This window comes from Streptomyces xanthochromogenes (assembly GCF_014650455.1).
GTDB lineage: Bacteria > Actinomycetota > Actinomycetes > Streptomycetales > Streptomycetaceae > Streptomyces > Streptomyces xanthochromogenes.
This window is the reverse complement of the sequence record NZ_BMUZ01000007.1, coordinates 134,715-149,500: the sequence shown is the minus strand read 5'-3', so window position 1 is coordinate 149,500 and position 14,786 is coordinate 134,715. Positions and strand designations below refer to the sequence as shown.

Annotated in this window: 15 protein-coding genes; 12 read left to right on the top strand and 3 right to left on the bottom strand. The window is 70.7% G+C overall.

The genetic code is table 11. The features are described 5' to 3' along the window. Positions 1-9: 9 nt before the first annotated feature. The 6 genes from coaD to mutM all read left to right on the top strand — a co-directional run bounded on the left by coaD (position 10) and on the right by mutM (position 4,500). The gene (gene coaD / locus IE267_RS19665) at positions 10-489 is read left to right on the top strand and encodes a pantetheine-phosphate adenylyltransferase (protein ID WP_189764226.1); all 480 of its coding nucleotides are present in this window, start codon (positions 10-12) and stop codon (positions 487-489) included. Positions 490-608: 119 nt separating this feature from the next. Then, on the top strand, positions 609-1,700 hold the full coding sequence (locus IE267_RS19660; RefSeq protein WP_167156585.1) for a F0F1 ATP synthase subunit B: 1,092 nt from the start codon (positions 609-611) through the stop codon (positions 1,698-1,700). Positions 1,701-1,866: 166 nt separating this feature from the next. Continuing rightward, on the top strand, positions 1,867-2,514 hold the full coding sequence (locus tag IE267_RS19655) for a YceD family protein (RefSeq protein WP_161250822.1): 648 nt from the start codon (positions 1,867-1,869) through the stop codon (positions 2,512-2,514). 2 nt (positions 2,515-2,516) lie between these two features. Then, on the top strand, positions 2,517-2,690 hold the full coding sequence (rpmF, locus tag IE267_RS19650) for a 50S ribosomal protein L32 (protein WP_007493396.1): 174 nt from the start codon (positions 2,517-2,519) through the stop codon (positions 2,688-2,690). Positions 2,691-2,709: 19 nt separating this feature from the next. Continuing rightward, the gene (gene rnc, locus IE267_RS19645) at positions 2,710-3,522 is read left to right on the top strand and encodes a ribonuclease III (protein ID WP_161250812.1); all 813 of its coding nucleotides are present in this window, start codon (positions 2,710-2,712) and stop codon (positions 3,520-3,522) included. 108 nt (positions 3,523-3,630) lie between these two features. Further along, on the top strand, positions 3,631-4,500 hold the full coding sequence (gene mutM / locus IE267_RS19640) for a bifunctional DNA-formamidopyrimidine glycosylase/DNA-(apurinic or apyrimidinic site) lyase (protein ID WP_167156583.1): 870 nt from the start codon (positions 3,631-3,633) through the stop codon (positions 4,498-4,500). On the opposite strand, the gene IE267_RS19635 is transcribed toward mutM, so the two are convergent. Then, positions 4,473-4,907 (bottom strand): winged helix-turn-helix transcriptional regulator, encoded by a 435-nt coding sequence (locus tag IE267_RS19635; RefSeq protein ID WP_189764117.1) that lies wholly within the window; start codon positions 4,905-4,907, stop codon positions 4,473-4,475. The two genes, mutM and IE267_RS19635, sit on opposite strands and share 28 nt — an antisense overlap. Before the next feature lie 179 nt (positions 4,908-5,086). Here IE267_RS19635 and IE267_RS19630 point away from each other — a divergent pair, with 179 nt between their 5' ends. Then, positions 5,087-5,677 carry a flavodoxin family protein gene (locus tag IE267_RS19630; protein WP_189764116.1) on the top strand — a complete coding sequence of 197 codons (591 nt, stop codon included), beginning with the start codon at positions 5,087-5,089 and terminating at the stop codon, positions 5,675-5,677. Between the two features lie 187 nt (positions 5,678-5,864). On the opposite strand, the gene IE267_RS19625 is transcribed toward IE267_RS19630, so the two are convergent. After that, a complete protein-coding gene (locus IE267_RS19625; protein WP_189764115.1) occupies positions 5,865-6,773 on the bottom strand; it encodes a CAP domain-containing protein in 909 nt (302 codons plus the stop codon). Positions 6,774-6,953: 180 nt separating this feature from the next. Here IE267_RS19625 and IE267_RS19620 point away from each other — a divergent pair, with 180 nt between their 5' ends. The 5 genes from IE267_RS19620 (at position 6,954) to IE267_RS19600 (ending at position 13,772) form a co-directional block, all read left to right on the top strand. Beyond that, the gene (locus tag IE267_RS19620) at positions 6,954-7,247 is read left to right on the top strand and encodes an acylphosphatase (RefSeq protein WP_161250749.1); all 294 of its coding nucleotides are present in this window, start codon (positions 6,954-6,956) and stop codon (positions 7,245-7,247) included. 378 nt (positions 7,248-7,625) lie between these two features. Further along, on the top strand, positions 7,626-7,844 hold the full coding sequence (locus IE267_RS19615; protein WP_100578044.1) for a hypothetical protein: 219 nt from the start codon (positions 7,626-7,628) through the stop codon (positions 7,842-7,844). Positions 7,845-8,044: 200 nt separating this feature from the next. Then, the gene (smc, locus tag IE267_RS19610; RefSeq protein ID WP_189764114.1) at positions 8,045-11,596 is read left to right on the top strand and encodes a chromosome segregation protein SMC; all 3,552 of its coding nucleotides are present in this window, start codon (positions 8,045-8,047) and stop codon (positions 11,594-11,596) included. Positions 11,597-11,850: 254 nt separating this feature from the next. Then, entirely contained in the window at positions 11,851-13,269 is a 1,419-nt protein-coding gene (locus IE267_RS19605; RefSeq protein ID WP_189764113.1) for a sugar porter family MFS transporter, read from the top strand. A gap of 110 nt (positions 13,270-13,379) precedes the next feature. Further along, complete coding sequence (locus tag IE267_RS19600) at positions 13,380-13,772, top strand: phage holin family protein (RefSeq protein WP_167156570.1); 393 nt, start codon at positions 13,380-13,382, stop codon at positions 13,770-13,772. On the opposite strand, the gene IE267_RS19595 is transcribed toward IE267_RS19600, so the two are convergent. Further along, positions 13,769-14,734, bottom strand: coding sequence for an LLM class flavin-dependent oxidoreductase (locus IE267_RS19595; protein WP_167156568.1), 966 nt, complete (start codon positions 14,732-14,734; stop codon positions 13,769-13,771). The genes IE267_RS19600 and IE267_RS19595 overlap by 4 nt on opposite strands. Positions 14,735-14,786 lie beyond the last annotated feature (52 nt).

Genomic DNA, 14,786 nt, shown 5'->3' with positions numbered 1-14,786 from the left:
GGACATCAGATGCGCCGCGCCGTCTGTCCGGGGTCCTTTGACCCCATCACCAACGGACACCTCGACATCATCGCCCGTGCCTCCCGGCTGTACGACGTCGTACACGTCGCGGTGATGATCAATCAGTCGAAGAAGGGCCTGTTCGCCGTCGAGGAAAGGCTCGATCTGATCCGTGAGGTGACGGCCGACCTCGGCAACGTGGAGGTCGAGTCCTTCCACGGGCTGCTCGTCGACTTCTGCAAGCAGCGGGACATCCCCGCGATCGTCAAGGGCCTCCGCGCCGTCAGCGACTTCGACTACGAGTTGCAGATGGCCCAGATGAACAACGGGCTGTCCGGCGTCGAGACCTTGTTCGTGCCGACCAACCCGACGTACAGCTTCCTGTCGTCCTCGCTGGTCAAGGAGGTGGCGACCTGGGGCGGAGACGTCTCCCACCTGCTGCCGGCCGCCGTCCACGAGGCCCTGGTCGCCCGGCTCGCCCAGAAGTGAGCCGCTGAGCGGTCGGGGGACGGATCGCTGACAGTCCGTCATCCGGTGTCGGGCGGGCGCCGACTGGCCTTACAGTCGTCCCGTCCGTCTCCAATCCGTTAGAAGAGTGGCGATCACCGGTGGACGTGCAGAAGAAGCTCGACGAGATCGTCGAGGTGGTCGGCAGCGCCCGGTCCATGCCCATGTCGGCCTCGTGCGTGGTCAACCGCGCCGACCTCCTCGCGATGCTGGAAGAGGTGCGCCAGGCCCTGCCCGGCTCGCTCGCCCAGGCACAGGAGCTGATCGGCGGCCGGGAGCAGATGGTCGAGCAGGCCCGTCAGGAGGCCGAGCGGATCATCGAGTCCGCGCACGCCCAGCGCGGCACCCTGATCTCCGACACCGCCGTCGCCCGCCAGTCCCAGGACGAGGCCGACCGCATCCTCGACGAGGCCCGCCGGGACGCCGAGGAGATCCGCGCCGAGGCCGACGACTACGTCGACTCCAAGCTCGCCAACTTCGAGGTCGTCCTCACCAAGACCATCGGTTCGGTCGACCGCGGCCGCGAGAAGCTGCTCGGCCGCGGCCCCGGCCTGGACGACCAGGGCCGCACGGACGAGGACGCCCCCGAGTACAGCTCGGACCCGGGGACCCTGATCCACCGGGCCGACGAGTACGTCGACGCCAAGCTGGGCGCCTTCGAGGCCGTGCTCGCCAAGACCCTCGAAGCGGTCGGCCGCGGCCGGCTCAAGCTGCACGGCAGGACCGCCTCCGACGAGCTCGGTGCCCACATGGCCGCCCAGGACGCGGCGAGCGGCCTGCACCAGCACACCAGCGACGCCGACTACCTGGCAGGCCTCGCCGAACTCGCCGAGCCCGAGCCGGCCGCCGCCCACGCGGCCGCCGAGGCGCACATCCCGGCCCAGCAGCAGCCCCCGGCCTACGACCCGTACGGCTACCAGCAGCCGCAGCAGGACCCGTACGCCTATCAGCCCCAGGCCCAGCAGCAGGACCAGTACGCGCAGTACGGGTACGCCCAGCAGGATCCGTACGGCTACGACCAGGGCGGGCAGCAGTACACGGCTCCGGACGCCGGGCAGTACGGGATGCCACCGCAGCCGCAGCACCAGCCGCAGCAGGCGGCGCTCGACGAGACCAGCCTCTTCGACACCAGCATGATCGACCTGGACCAGCTGCGTGCCTACGAACAGGGGCACGGACAGAACCGCTCCTAGCGGTCCGCGGACGGCCCGAACGGGGGGAACCGGACCGGATTGGGTCTATCGCGGCCGGTCCAGTATCCTGGTTCTTCGGTCGCGCGTACGTCCGCGATCCAAGCTGCCCGATTCGCTCCGCGAAGCCGGTGGCAGCCACTCCACGACCCTGAAAGCGGGAAGAACCCTGAGCACGCGCCTCGACCACCGCAATCCCCTCGTGTTCGACACACACGAGCTGGGACGGCGTCCCGGTGCGCTCCAGCGTCTGACCCGCACCGTGGAGGCCCCGAAGGAACTCGGGATTCCCGAGGTGATCCACGTGCCCGAGGGCAGGCCCGTGGACATCGAGCTCCGCCTGGAGTCGGTCATGGAAGGGGTGCTTGTCACAGGCACCGCCCGTGCATCGGCCGAGGGTGAGTGCGTAAGGTGTCTGGAGCCGCTTCAGCAGGATGTTGAAGTGGACTTCCAGGAAATGTTCTCGTACCCCGACACCGACGACCGGGGCCGCCGCAAGGCAGCCGCGGACGACGATGCCGAGGACGACGAGGACATGATTCCGCTCGAGGACGGCCTGTTCGACCTCGAGCCCTTGCTGCGTGATGCGGTAGTGCTCGCACTGCCGATGCAGCCGGTGTGCCGGGAGGACTGCCCGGGTCTGTGTTCCGAATGCGGAGCGCGCCTGGCGGACGACCCGGACCACCACCATGACGCCGTCGACATTCGTTGGGCGGCATTGCAGGGACTCGCCGGGACCATCCAGGACGGCGAGAAGGACAACATGAGCGGCACTGCGTCTGACGTGCAGGATGCCGCCGAGAAGCAGGAGAAGTAGCCGTGGCTGTTCCGAAGCGGAAGATGTCGCGCAGCAACACGCGCCACCGCCGGTCGCAGTGGAAGGCTGCGGTCCCCACCCTGGTTGCGTGCGAGCGCTGCCATGAGCCGAAGCTCCAGCACATCGCGTGCCCGAGCTGCGGCACGTACAACAAGCGCCAGGTCCTCGAGGTCTGAGCGGCTGGTGAGAGGCCCGATGTCTGAGTCCAACGCCAAAAAGGCGGACAACAACACGGCCTCGTCCCACACGCTTCTGGAAGGGCGGCTCGGGTATCAGCTCGAGTCCGCCCTTCTGGTGCGTGCGCTCACCCACCGTTCGTACGCGTACGAGAACGGCGGTCTGCCGACCAATGAGCGGCTCGAGTTCCTCGGGGACTCGGTGCTCGGTCTGGTCGTCACCGACACGCTGTACCGCACCCACCCCGACCTTCCGGAAGGCCAACTGGCCAAGCTCCGGGCCGCGGTGGTCAATTCTCGTGCGCTCGCGGAGGTGGGCCGTGGGCTCGAACTCGGCTCCTTCATCCGGCTCGGCCGGGGTGAAGAGGGCACGGGCGGCCGGGACAAGGCTTCCATCCTCGCCGACACCCTTGAAGCGGTGATCGGCGCTGTCTACCTCGACCAGGGTCTTGAGGCGGCGTCCGCGCTCGTCCACAAGCTGTTCGACCCCCTGATCGAGAAGTCCTCGAACCTCGGAGCCGGCCTGGACTGGAAGACCAGTCTCCAGGAGCTGACGGCGGCCGAAGGGCTCGGCGTCCCCGAGTACCTGGTCTCCGAAACCGGTCCCGACCACGAGAAGACCTTCACTGCTGCCGCCCGCGTCGGTGGTGTCTCGTACGGCACCGGCACCGGCCGCAGCAAGAAGGAAGCGGAGCAGCAGGCCGCGGAGTCGGCATGGCGGGCCATTCAGGCCGCCGCCGACGAGCGGGCCAAGACGGCGGCCGAGGCCTCCGTCGCCGCCCCTGCCGATGGCGGGTCGCCGACCCCCGCCGCCGGTGGCTCGGCGGCCTGACCGTCGCTTCCTCGCGAACCCCCGTCCAGCGCCCCGGCGCCGGGCGGGGGTTTCGTTCTGTACGGGCCCGCCGCGACTCGACCGGCGCCACGGGGGTAATCTGCGGCCATGCCCGAGCTGCCTGAAGTCGAAGTGGTCCGGCGCGGTCTTGAGCGCTGGGTGGCCGGGCGCACCGTGGCGGACGTCGAGGTGCTGCATCCCCGCGCGGTACGCCGTCACCTCGCGGGCGGCGACGACTTCGCGGACCGGCTCAAGGGCCACCGGATCGGAGTCGCGCGTCGGCGCGGCAAGTACCTGTGGCTGCCGCTCGCCGACACCGATGCCTCCGTGCTCGGGCACCTCGGGATGAGCGGGCAGCTCCTGGTGCAGCCCGTGGACGCCCCGGACGAGAAACACCTGCGCATCCGGGTGCGGTTCCAGGACGACGCGGGCACCGAGCTGCGCTTCGTCGACCAGCGCACCTTCGGCGGGCTCTCACTGCACGACACCGCCGCCAACAGCACGGACGGCCTCCCGGACGTCATCGCGCACATCGCCCGGGATCCGCTGGACCCCGAGTTCGACGACGAGGCCTTCTTCGTGGCGCTGCGGCTCAAGCGCACCACGGTCAAACGGGCACTGCTCGATCAATCGCTCATCAGCGGCGTCGGCAACATCTACGCCGACGAGGCGCTCTGGCGCGCCAAACTGCACTACGACCGCCCGACGGCGACCCTGAACCGTCCCAAGGCGGCCGAACTCCTGGGCCACGCACGGGACGTGATGAACGCGGCGCTCGCCGTCGGCGGCACCAGCTTCGACAGCCTCTACGTCAACGTGAACGGCGAATCCGGCTACTTCGACCGCTCGCTCGACGCGTACGGCCGCGAGGGCGAGCCGTGCCGGCGCTGCGGAACGCCCATGCGCAGGCGCGCCTGGATGAACCGGTCCAGCTACTTCTGCCCGAAGTGTCAGCGGGTCCCGCGCGCCACGTCGTAGCTCTGCTGCGCGTCCAGCACCGACGGCATCCGGTCCTCCACGAAGTGGATGAGCGCGAGGAGCCGCTCGGCCACCTCGCGCCCCAGCGGGGTCAGTTCGTAGTCCACCCGCGGCGGGTTCGTCGGCTGGGCCTCCCGGTGGACGAGCCCGTCGCGCTCCAGCGCGTGCAGCGTCTGGGAGAGCATCTTCTCGCTGACGCCGTCGACCCGGCGCCGCAGCTCGTTGAAGCGCAGGCTGCCCTCGTGCAGCGCGCCCAGTGTCAGGCTGCCCCAGCGCCCCGTGACGTCCTCCAGCGTGCGCCGCGACGGACAGGTCTTGGCGAACACGTCGAACGCGAGGTCCGCGTCCGGGTCGCCCTCGACGGCGGTCCCGCCCTTGCGGGCGGACCGGGGAGAAGTCTCATCCATACCCTCACCATACGCCCCGACAGCGCGCACGCCCAGGTTGCGCTAACCAAAAGTTAGTGCTTACCTGAGTGCAGCGCCGCGACGGTCACCGCCGCTGCACCGGCTCCGGCCGTCGCGCCGCCTGCCGTTCCACGCCTTTGTTCCATGCCCTGTCGCATGCCCTTGAGGGGATAACCGCCGTGACCACTCCTGTCGTCTCGATCGCCTACCACTCCGGCCACGGCCACACCGCGGTCCTCGCCGAAGCCGTCCGGACCGCGGCCGCCGAGGCCGGGGCCACCGTGCACTTCATCAGGATCGACACCATCACCGACGCCGAGTGGGAGCTGCTCGACGGCTCGGACGCCATCGTCTTCGGCTCGCCCACCTACATGGGCACCGCCTCCGGGGCCTTCCACCAGTTCGCCGAGGCCAGCTCGAAGCGCTGGTTCACCGACGCCTGGCAGGACAAGCTGGCCGCGGGCTTCACCAACTCCGGCTCCAAGAGCGGCGACAAGGGCCACACCCTGCAGTTCTTCCAGACCCTCGCCGCGCAGCACGGCATGCACTGGGTCAACCTCGGCCTGAAGCCCGGCTGGAACGTCTCGACGGGCTCCGAGCACGACCTCAACCGGCTCGGCTTCTTCGCCGGGGCCGCCGCCCAGACCAACAACGACGAGGGTCCCGAGGCCGTCCACAAGGCCGACATCGCGACCGCCGAGCACCTGGGCCGCCGTATCGCCGAGACGGCCCGCGTCTTCGTCTCGGGCCGGGCGGCCGTCGGCGCCTGACGGGACACCGAGCCGCGGGGCGCGTATTCCGCACCGCACGAAGGGCCCCCTCCGTTCGTGACGGAGGGGGCCCTTTCGTTGTCCCGCGGGGACTTCATGCGCGTACGGTCGAATTACGCGACCGTGGTGACGCGTGAGCGATGGAATTGATCAATTGCCCGTATGCGCGGTGCGCCCGGCCGAATGATCAAAAGCCGAAGTCCTGGGTCCACCACGGGCCTCCGGGGCCGAAGTGCACACCGACGCCCAGGGACTTGTACTCGCAGTTGAGGATGTTCGCGCGGTGGCCCGGGCTGTTCATCCAGGCGTCCATCACGGCCTTGGCGTCGGCCTGGCCGCGGGCGATGTTCTCGCCGCCGAGGCCCTGCACGCCGGCCTTCGCGGCCCGGTCCCACGGGGTGTGGCCGTCCGGGTCGGTGTGGTCGAAGAAGCCGCGGGCCGCCATGTCGTCGCTGAAGGCGGTGGCGAGCGTACCCAGCGCCGGGTCCGCGGCCACGGGGCTGCAACCCGCCTGCGCCCGCTGCTGGTTGACGAGCGACATCACGGTCGCGGCGGCCGACACCTCGGCGCTCGGCAACTGCACCTGCTGCGAGGGCGCGGCGCTGGGCGGAGCGCTCGGGGGAGCCGCGGGCCCGGACGGCGCGGGGGCCGGGGCCTCGGACTTCTTCCGCGGGGCGGGTGGCGCCGAGGGCGTGGCGGAGGCGGGCGCCGACGGTGTGGCCGAGGCGCTGGGGGAGGAGGGCGCGGCCGACGGCGTCGGCGATGCGGCGCTGCTCGACCCGGCGGGGGCGGGCGCCGTGCCGGTCGGCTTCTCCGACACGCTGCCCTGCGGCCGCACGTCGGGGGTGCGGCTCGCCTGCACCCGGGGGCCGGTCATCGTGTCGCCGCTCACCTTGTACGTACCGCCGCCGGGCAGTAGGCCCGAGGCAACGGCCACGGCGCCCACGGCGACCGCCGCGGAGACGCCGAGCAGCCCGGTGCGTACGGGCGCGGCGGCCCGCTTCCTCCGGCGCGACCCACCCCGGGGCCGGCCGTCCGGGCCCGCCGCGGGTTCGGCGGGTGCGGGGTCGGCGGCGGAGCGACGATGGCGTCCCATCTGCGGTGCCTTCCTCAATGCCGGGGCAATGGCTGACGCATTGCCGCGCGGGCCGCGGTCGGCCCGAAATGATCAAATGGCCACTAACCCATACGGGTGAGGCTGATTGCGTCGCGACTGTACGCCATGGCGCATGGGGGCGAAGTGCCGCGTGAGCAATTGGCCGGTTAGCGTGCACGTATGAACGAAGATGCGCACGGAGATGTTCGACTCACGGCCTGGGTGCGCGGGCGAGTACAGCAAGTCGGCTTCCGCTGGTTCACCAGGGCAAATGCTCTGGAGATCGGCGGCCTCCGTGGTTTCGCCCTCAATCTGGACGACGGACGCGTCCAGGTCGTCGCCGAGGGGCCACGTGAGAATTGCCACCGTTTGCTGGAGTGGCTTCGCTCCGACGACACACCGGGCCGGGTCGACGGAGTGACCGAGATCTGGGACACAGCACGCGGCGGCTACGACGGCTTCGCGATCCGCTGAGCCGGGTGCCCCGCCGCGGGCGAGCCGGCCGCGGTGACGCGCCGCGTCCGGCTCGCAACCACGCGCTGACCTCGAACGATCTGCCTGTTGCCATCTCGCGCCCGGCGTGGAAAGCTGCGGCAGTAAGGATGATCTCCACGCCCCCGGGGCTCCGAGGAGAGGCAGCGCCGCACGGTTCGCGGCCGCGTGCCCCCGGATTGCCCATGGATACGGGGCGTGATCGTGTTGACCGTCAAACTTTTTGGTGAGACTCTGGAAGCCCCGCGCACCTTAGCTGTTTGGCATGAAGAACCGCAGTCAAGTCCAAGCACCGCGGGTGCGATTCCCTCACGACCCACACCGCTTCGGTCGGTCACTCAGTGTGGAGGACCATCCATCATGGCAAAGGCGCTTCTCGGTTACGTCGGCGGTTCCGATCCGCGACTCCTCGCCGAGATGCGACGGCTCCAGCAGCGCGTCCAGGACCTAGAGTCCGAGCTCAACCGGATTCAGTCCGAGAACGACGTGCTCGCCGCTGCCGCCGCTTCGCACCGCGGAGATTCGCTGCTCGAAGGCATCGACATCGACGTCCCCCAGGCGGAGCCCGCCCTCACCTGATCCACGGGTGGGAGAGGCTTCCGTTCTCTCGTCGAGATCGAGAGATCCGCAAGACCTGCAATGTATTGCAAGGGACGCTTCGGCGTCCCTTCTTTCTTTCCTCCGGTGCGAACCGGGGGCGATCGGCCTTTCCCTTCACGCTCTGATCTGCCCTGCACCTTCCTGGGCGAAACCGGGAGCGAAAGGTAGAGTCCGGCGGCGTGCACCTCAAGGCCCTCACCCTGCGCGGATTCAAATCCTTCGCCTCCGCGACCACGCTGAAGTTCGAGCCGGGCATCACCTGTGTGGTGGGCCCCAACGGATCAGGCAAGTCCAATGTCGTGGACGCGCTGAGCTGGGTCATGGGCGAGCAGGGCGCCAAGTCGTTGCGCGGCGGAAAGATGGAGGACGTCATCTTCGCCGGGACGACCGGCCGGCCGCCGCTCGGCCGGGCCGAGGTCTCCCTCACCATCGACAATTCCGACGGCGCGCTGCCCATCGAATACGCCGAAGTCACCATCACGCGGATCATGTTCCGCAACGGCGGCAGCGAATACCAGATCAACGGCGACACCTGCCGCCTCCTCGACATCCAGGAACTGCTCTCCGACTCCGGCATCGGGCGCGAGATGCACGTCATCGTCGGGCAGGGCCAGCTCGACTCCGTGCTGCACGCCGACCCGATGGGCCGGCGCGCCTTCATCGAGGAGGCGGCCGGTGTGCTGAAGCACCGCAAGCGCAAGGAGAAGGCGCTGCGCAAGCTGGACGCGATGAAGGCCAACCTGGCCCGCGTCCAGGACCTCACCGACGAGCTGCGCCGCCAGCTCAAGCCGCTCGGCCGGCAGGCCGCCGTGGCCCGCCGCGCCGCCGTCATCCAGGCCGACCTGCGCGACGCCCGCCTGCGGCTGCTCGCCGACGACCTCGTCCGCATGCGGGAAGCGCTCAGCGCCGAGATCGCCGACGAGGCCGAGCTGCTTCGACGCAAGGAGAGCGCCGCCGCCGACCTGAAGGCGGCCCTGGCCCGCGAAGCCCAACTGGAGGACCAGGTCCGCCAGTTGACGCCTCGACTCCAGCGCGCCCAGCAGACCTGGTACGAGCTGTCCCAGCTGGCCGAGCGGGTGCGCGGCACGATCTCGCTGGCCGACGCCCGGGTCAAGAGCGCGAGCGCCCAGCCCCCCGAGGAGCGGCGCGGCCGCGACCCGGAGGACATGGAACGCGAGGCCGCCCGCATCCGCGAACAGGAGGCCGAGCTGGAGGCCGCGCTCGAAGCGGCCGAGCACGCCCTGGAGGACACCGCCGCCCACCGCGCCGATCTGGAGCGCGAACTCGCCGCCGAGGAGCGCCGCCTGAAGGACGTGGCCCGCTCCATCGCGGACCGGCGCGAGGGCCTCGCACGGCTGCACGGCCAGGTGAACGCGGCGCGCGGCCGGGCGGGTTCCGCCCAGGCGGAGATCGACCGGCTTGCCGCCGCACGCGACGAGGCGGGGGAGCGGGCCGAGCTCGCCCAGGAGGAGTACGAGCGGCTCAAGGCCGAGGTGGACGGCCTCGAAGCCGACGACACCGGGTTCGCCGACGCCCATGACGCCGCCAGGCGGGAGCTGGCCGCGGCCGAGGCGGCGCTCGGCGCAGCCCGCGAGGAGGCCACCGCCGCCGAGCGTAAACGCGCCGCCGTCGCCGCCCGGCACGACGCCCTCGCGCTCGGCCTGCGCCGCAAGGACGGCACGGGCGCGCTGCTCGGCGCCCGCGACGCGCTGAGCGGACTGCTCGGGCCCGCCGCCGAACTGCTCACCGTGGCACCCGGCTACGAGGTGCCGCTCGCCGCGGCCCTCGGGGTCGCCGCCGACGCCATCGCGGTCAGCGGGCCCTCGGCGGCAGCCGAGGCCATCCGGCTGCTGCGCAAACAGGACGCCGGGCGCGCGGCCCTGCTCCTGAGCGGCGCCCCCGAGGACGCGCGGCCGACGCCCGGCGAGGGCCCGCCCCGCGCCGCCGACCTGGTGCGCGGACCCGCCGAACTGATGCCCGCGGTACGGCAGTTGCTGCGCGGGGTCGTGGTGGTCGCCACCCTGGAGGACGCCGAGGACCTGGTCTACGCGCGGCCCGCGCTGACCGCCGTCACCGCCGACGGCGATGTGCTCGGGGCCCACTTCGCGCACGGCGGCTCGGCCGGAGCCCCCAGCCTCCTGGAGGTCCAGGCCGCCGTCGACGAGGCCGCCGCCGAGCTCGCCGACCTGGCCGTGCGCTGCGAGGAGCTGGCCGGGGCCCAGCGGGCCGCGGAGGAGCGCCGCGGTCAACTGGCCGTAGAGGTGGAGGAGTTGGGGGAGCGGAGGCGGGCCGCCGAGAAGGCGCGCTCCTCCGTGGCGCAGCAGCTCGGACGGCTCGCCGGGCAGGCCCGCGGCGCGGCCGACGAGGCCGAGCGGACCGCGGCGGCCGCCGCCCGCGCCCAGGAGGCGCTGGAGCGGGCGACCGAGGAGGCCGAGGAGCTGGCCGAGCGGCTCTTGGTCGCCGAGGAGATGCCGGTCGAGGAGGAGCCCGACACCTCGGTGCGCGACCGGCTCGCGGCGGACGGCGCCAACGCCCGCCAGACCGAGATGGAGGCCCGCCTCCAGGCCCGTACCCACGAGGAACGCGTCAAGGCGCTCGCCGGGCGGGCCGAGGCGCTCGACCGCGGGGCCCGGGCCGAGCGCGAGGCGCGGGCCAGGGCCGAGCAGCGGCGCGCCCGGCTGCGCCACGAGGCGGCCGTCGCCGAGGCCGTCGCCTCGGGCGCGCGGACCCTGCTCGCCCACGTCGAGGTCTCCCTCGTGCGGGCCGACCGGGAGCGGGCCGGCGCGGAGGCCGCGAAGGGGGAGCGGGAGCAGGAGCTTGCCGCCGCCCGCGGAGCGGGCCGGGACCTGAAGGCGGAACTCGACAAACTCACTGATTCAGTTCACCGCGGCGAGGTACTAGGAGCTGAGAAGCGGCTGCGGATCGAGCAGCTGGAGACCAAGGCGCTGGAGGAGCTGGGGGTCGAGCCGGCCGGGCTCGTGGCCGAGTACGGGCCCGACCAGCCGGTGGCTCCCTCCCCGCCCGCCGAGGGAGAGGAGCTGCCCGATGACCCCATGCACCCGCGCAACCAGCCCGTCCCGTACGCGCGGGCCGAGCAGGAGAAGCGGCTCAAGGCAGCCGAACGGGCGTACCAGCAGCTCGGAAAGGTCAATCCACTCGCCCTGGAGGAGTTCGCGGCCCTGGAGGAGCGCCACAAGTTCCTTTCCGAGCAGTTGGAGGACCTCAAGAAGACCCGGGCCGACCTCCTTCAAGTCGTGAAGGAGGTGGACGAGCGCGTCGAGCAGGTCTTCACGGAGGCCTACCGGGACACGGCCAGGGAGTTCGAGGGCGTCTTCTCACGGCTCTTCCCGGGCGGCGAGGGCCGGCTGATCCTGACCGACCCGGGCAACATGCTGGCGACCGGGGTCGACGTGGAGGCGCGTCCGCCGGGCAAGAAGGTCAAGCGCCTGTCGCTGCTCTCGGGCGGCGAGCGGTCCCTGACCGCGGTGGCCCTGCTCGTCTCCATCTTCAAGGCCAGGCCCAGCCCGTTCTATGTGATGGACGAGGTCGAGGCCGCCCTCGACGACACCAACCTCCAGCGGCTGATCCGGATCATGCAGGAGCTCCAGGAGTCCTCCCAGCTGATCGTGATCACGCACCAGAAGCGGACGATGGAGGTCGCCGACGCGCTGTACGGCGTCTCGATGCAGGGCGACGGCGTCTCCAAGGTGATCAGCCAGCGGCTGCGCTGAGCCGGGCGGGGCGGCCGGAGTGCCCGGCCCGACTCGCGGCTGCACGGCCGGGCTTCGCGTGTTCAAGTCTTGAACAACCTGCGGCAAGTCGTCCCCGAAAATTCACAACCGAACAGGTATTGACTTCGAAACTTGAAGGCATAGTCTCTGCAACGTTGTCTTTACGTTCAAGTGGTGGGTGACCGGAAGTTGTGCCCCACTTGGAGGAGTCCCCTCACCCCCGGCGACGTTGCCGGGCGGCCCCAGGAGTACATGTGACCAGTACCGCGCAGTCGCAGGCGTCCGGAGGCGGCCACACCGCCCCGGACCACCTCGGCCATGTCATCTTCATCACGGCGGCGGCCGCGATGGGCGGCTTCCTCTTCGGCTACGACAGTTCCGTGATCAACGGCGCCGTAGAGGCGATCCGCGACCGGTACTCCATCGGCTCCGGGACGCTCGCCCAGGTCATCGCCATCGCCCTGATCGGCTGTGCGATCGGTGCCGCCACCGCGGGCCGGATCGCCGACCGCATCGGCCGCATCCGCTGCATGCAGATCGCGGCGGCCCTCTTCACCATCAGTGCCGTCGGTTCGGCGCTGCCGTTCGCGCTCTGGGACCTCGCCTTCTGGCGGATCATCGGCGGCTTCGCGATCGGCATGGCCTCGGTCATCGGCCCGGCCTACATCGCCGAGGTCGCCCCGCCCGCCTACCGCGGCCGTCTCGGCTCCTTCCAGCAGGCCGCCATCGTCATCGGCATCGCGATCTCCCAGCTCGTCAACTGGGGCATCCTCAACGCCGCCCACGGCGACCAGCGCGGCAAGCTCATGGGCATCGAGGCCTGGCAGGTCATGCTCGGCGTGATGGTCGTCCCGGCCGTCCTGTACGGGCTGCTCTCCTTCGCCATCCCCGAGTCGCCGCGCTTCCTCATCTCGGTCGGCCGTGACGCCGACGCCAAGAAGGTGCTGGCCGACGTCGAGGGCAAGGACGTCGACCTGGACGCCCGCGTCGCCGAGATCGAGCACGCGATGCGCTCCGAGCACAAGTCGAGCTTCAAGGACCTGCTCGGCTCCAGGATGGGCTTCCTGCCCATCGTCTGGGTCGGCATCGGCCTCTCGGTCTTCCAGCAGCTCGTCGGCATCAACGTCGCGTTCTACTACTCCTCGACGCTGTGGCAGTCCGTCGGCATCGACCCGTCGAGCTCGTTCTTCTACTCGTTCACCACGTCGATCATCAACATCATCGGCACCGTGATCGCGATGGTCCTGGTCGACCGGGTCGGCCGCAAGCCGCTCGCGCTCGTCGGCTCCATCGGCATGGCGATCGCCCTCGCGGTCGAGGCCTGGGCGTTCTCCGCCCACCTCGTCGACGGCAAGCTCCCCAACACCGAGGGCGTCGTGGCCCTGATCGCCGCCCACGTCTTCGTGCTCTTCTTCGCCCTGTCGTGGGGCGTGGTGGTCTGGGTCTTCCTCGGCGAGATGTTCCCGAACCGGATCCGCGCCGCGGCCCTCGGCGTGGCCGCGGCCGCCCAGTGGATCGCCAACTGGGCCATCACCGCGAGCTTCCCGAGCCTGTCGGACTGGAACCTGTCGGGCACGTACGTCATCTACGCGATCTTCGCCGCGCTCTCGATCCCCTTCGTGCTCCGGTACGTCAAGGAGACCAAGGGCAAGGCGTTGGAGGAGATGGGCTAATCCCCGCTGCCCCTCTCTCCTCTCACCCAACCGCCCCGGCCCGCCCGTCGAGCCGGGGCGGTTTGCTGCTGAATTCCTGATTCCGGGTCATCCGTGCCAGCCTTTTGATCATGGAAAAGAGAACCAACCCCGTCGCCGTCTTCAACTTCATCGGGGTCGGCGCGGCCGTGCTGCTCCCGGGCATATCGCTGCGCGAAGGCGCCTCGCCCGTTCTGGGCTTCGTGCTCACGGGCCTGCTGTTCCTCGTCGTCAACCAGGCGATCCGGTGCTACCCGACGGACATCCGCAGCGCCCCGCCCGTCATGCTCCTGCTCCTCGGGGCCGTCGGCGTCGTGCAGGACACGCTCTTGTGGCTGCTCGCCGGATGGGTCGGCGGCAAGCTGGACGGCTTCGAGGTCGACGGCTTCGGAACGGCCCTGCTCGGCGGCCTGATCGTACGGACCGTGGTCCTCGTGCTCATGGCCCTCTCGCCGCGCCGGGCGGAAGAGGCGGAGCCGGCCTAGAGCGCCGGAAGCACCCGGTCGCAGAACAGGTGGAGGCTGTTCCAGGCCTCGTCGATGGGCATGCCGCCGCACAGGGGGTGCAGGACCAGGCTGTCGGCCGCCAGTGATGCGCACTGTTCGGGGGTCAGCACGCGATAGACGCCCTCCGCGCGCAGCTCCGCCACCGTCGTCGCCGCGGACTTCACCGCCGAGCGGATGTCCTTGGACTGCCAGGACGCGTACATCCGCGCCTCGTGCAGGAAGTGCTCGCCGTACTCGGCCCAGGTCCGGTCCGGGTCCTCGCTGATGTGCAGCAGGGGCGTCGTCGCCGCCGGCATCATGCAGAAGCCCTCGGTGCCGTACTCGGCGCGTTTGTCGTTGTAGTACGCCTCAAGCTCCGGCAGATGCGCGCTCGGGAAGAACGGCAGGCCGAGCCGGGCGGCCCGGTTCGCGGCCGCCCTGGAGGAGCCGCCGACCAGGAGCATCGGATGCGGCTCGGTGAACGGGCGCGGTGTGACCCGCACTTGACGTCCCCGGAAGGTGAACTCCTCGCCGCTCCAGGCCTTCAGGAGCGTCTCCAGGAGCTCGTCCTGGAGCTTGCCGCGCCGGCCCCACTCGACGCCCTGCTGCTCGTACTCGGCGGGCCGGTAGCCGATCCCGGAGACCGTCACCAGACGGCCGCCGCTCACCAGGTCGAGCACCGCGATGTCCTCGGCGAGCCGCAGCGGGTCGTACAGCGGCCCGATGATCGCCGAGACCGTGACCGCGATGCGGCGGGTGGCGCCGAAGACCGCGCCCGCGAAGGCGAAGGGGGAGGGCAGCCAGTTGTTGTCCGTGCCGTGGTGCTCCTCGGTCTGGACGGTGTCGACGCCCCGGTCGTCGGCGAACGCCGCCATCTCCAGGGCCGCCCGGTAGCGGGCGGACAGCGACTGGGCGGTGGCGTCCGGGTCCACCAGGTTCATGCGTACGACCGTGAACGGCATGGAAAAGTCCCCCTCCACCGGGCGGGTTCCAGGGGAACCCCGGGCGAAGGGG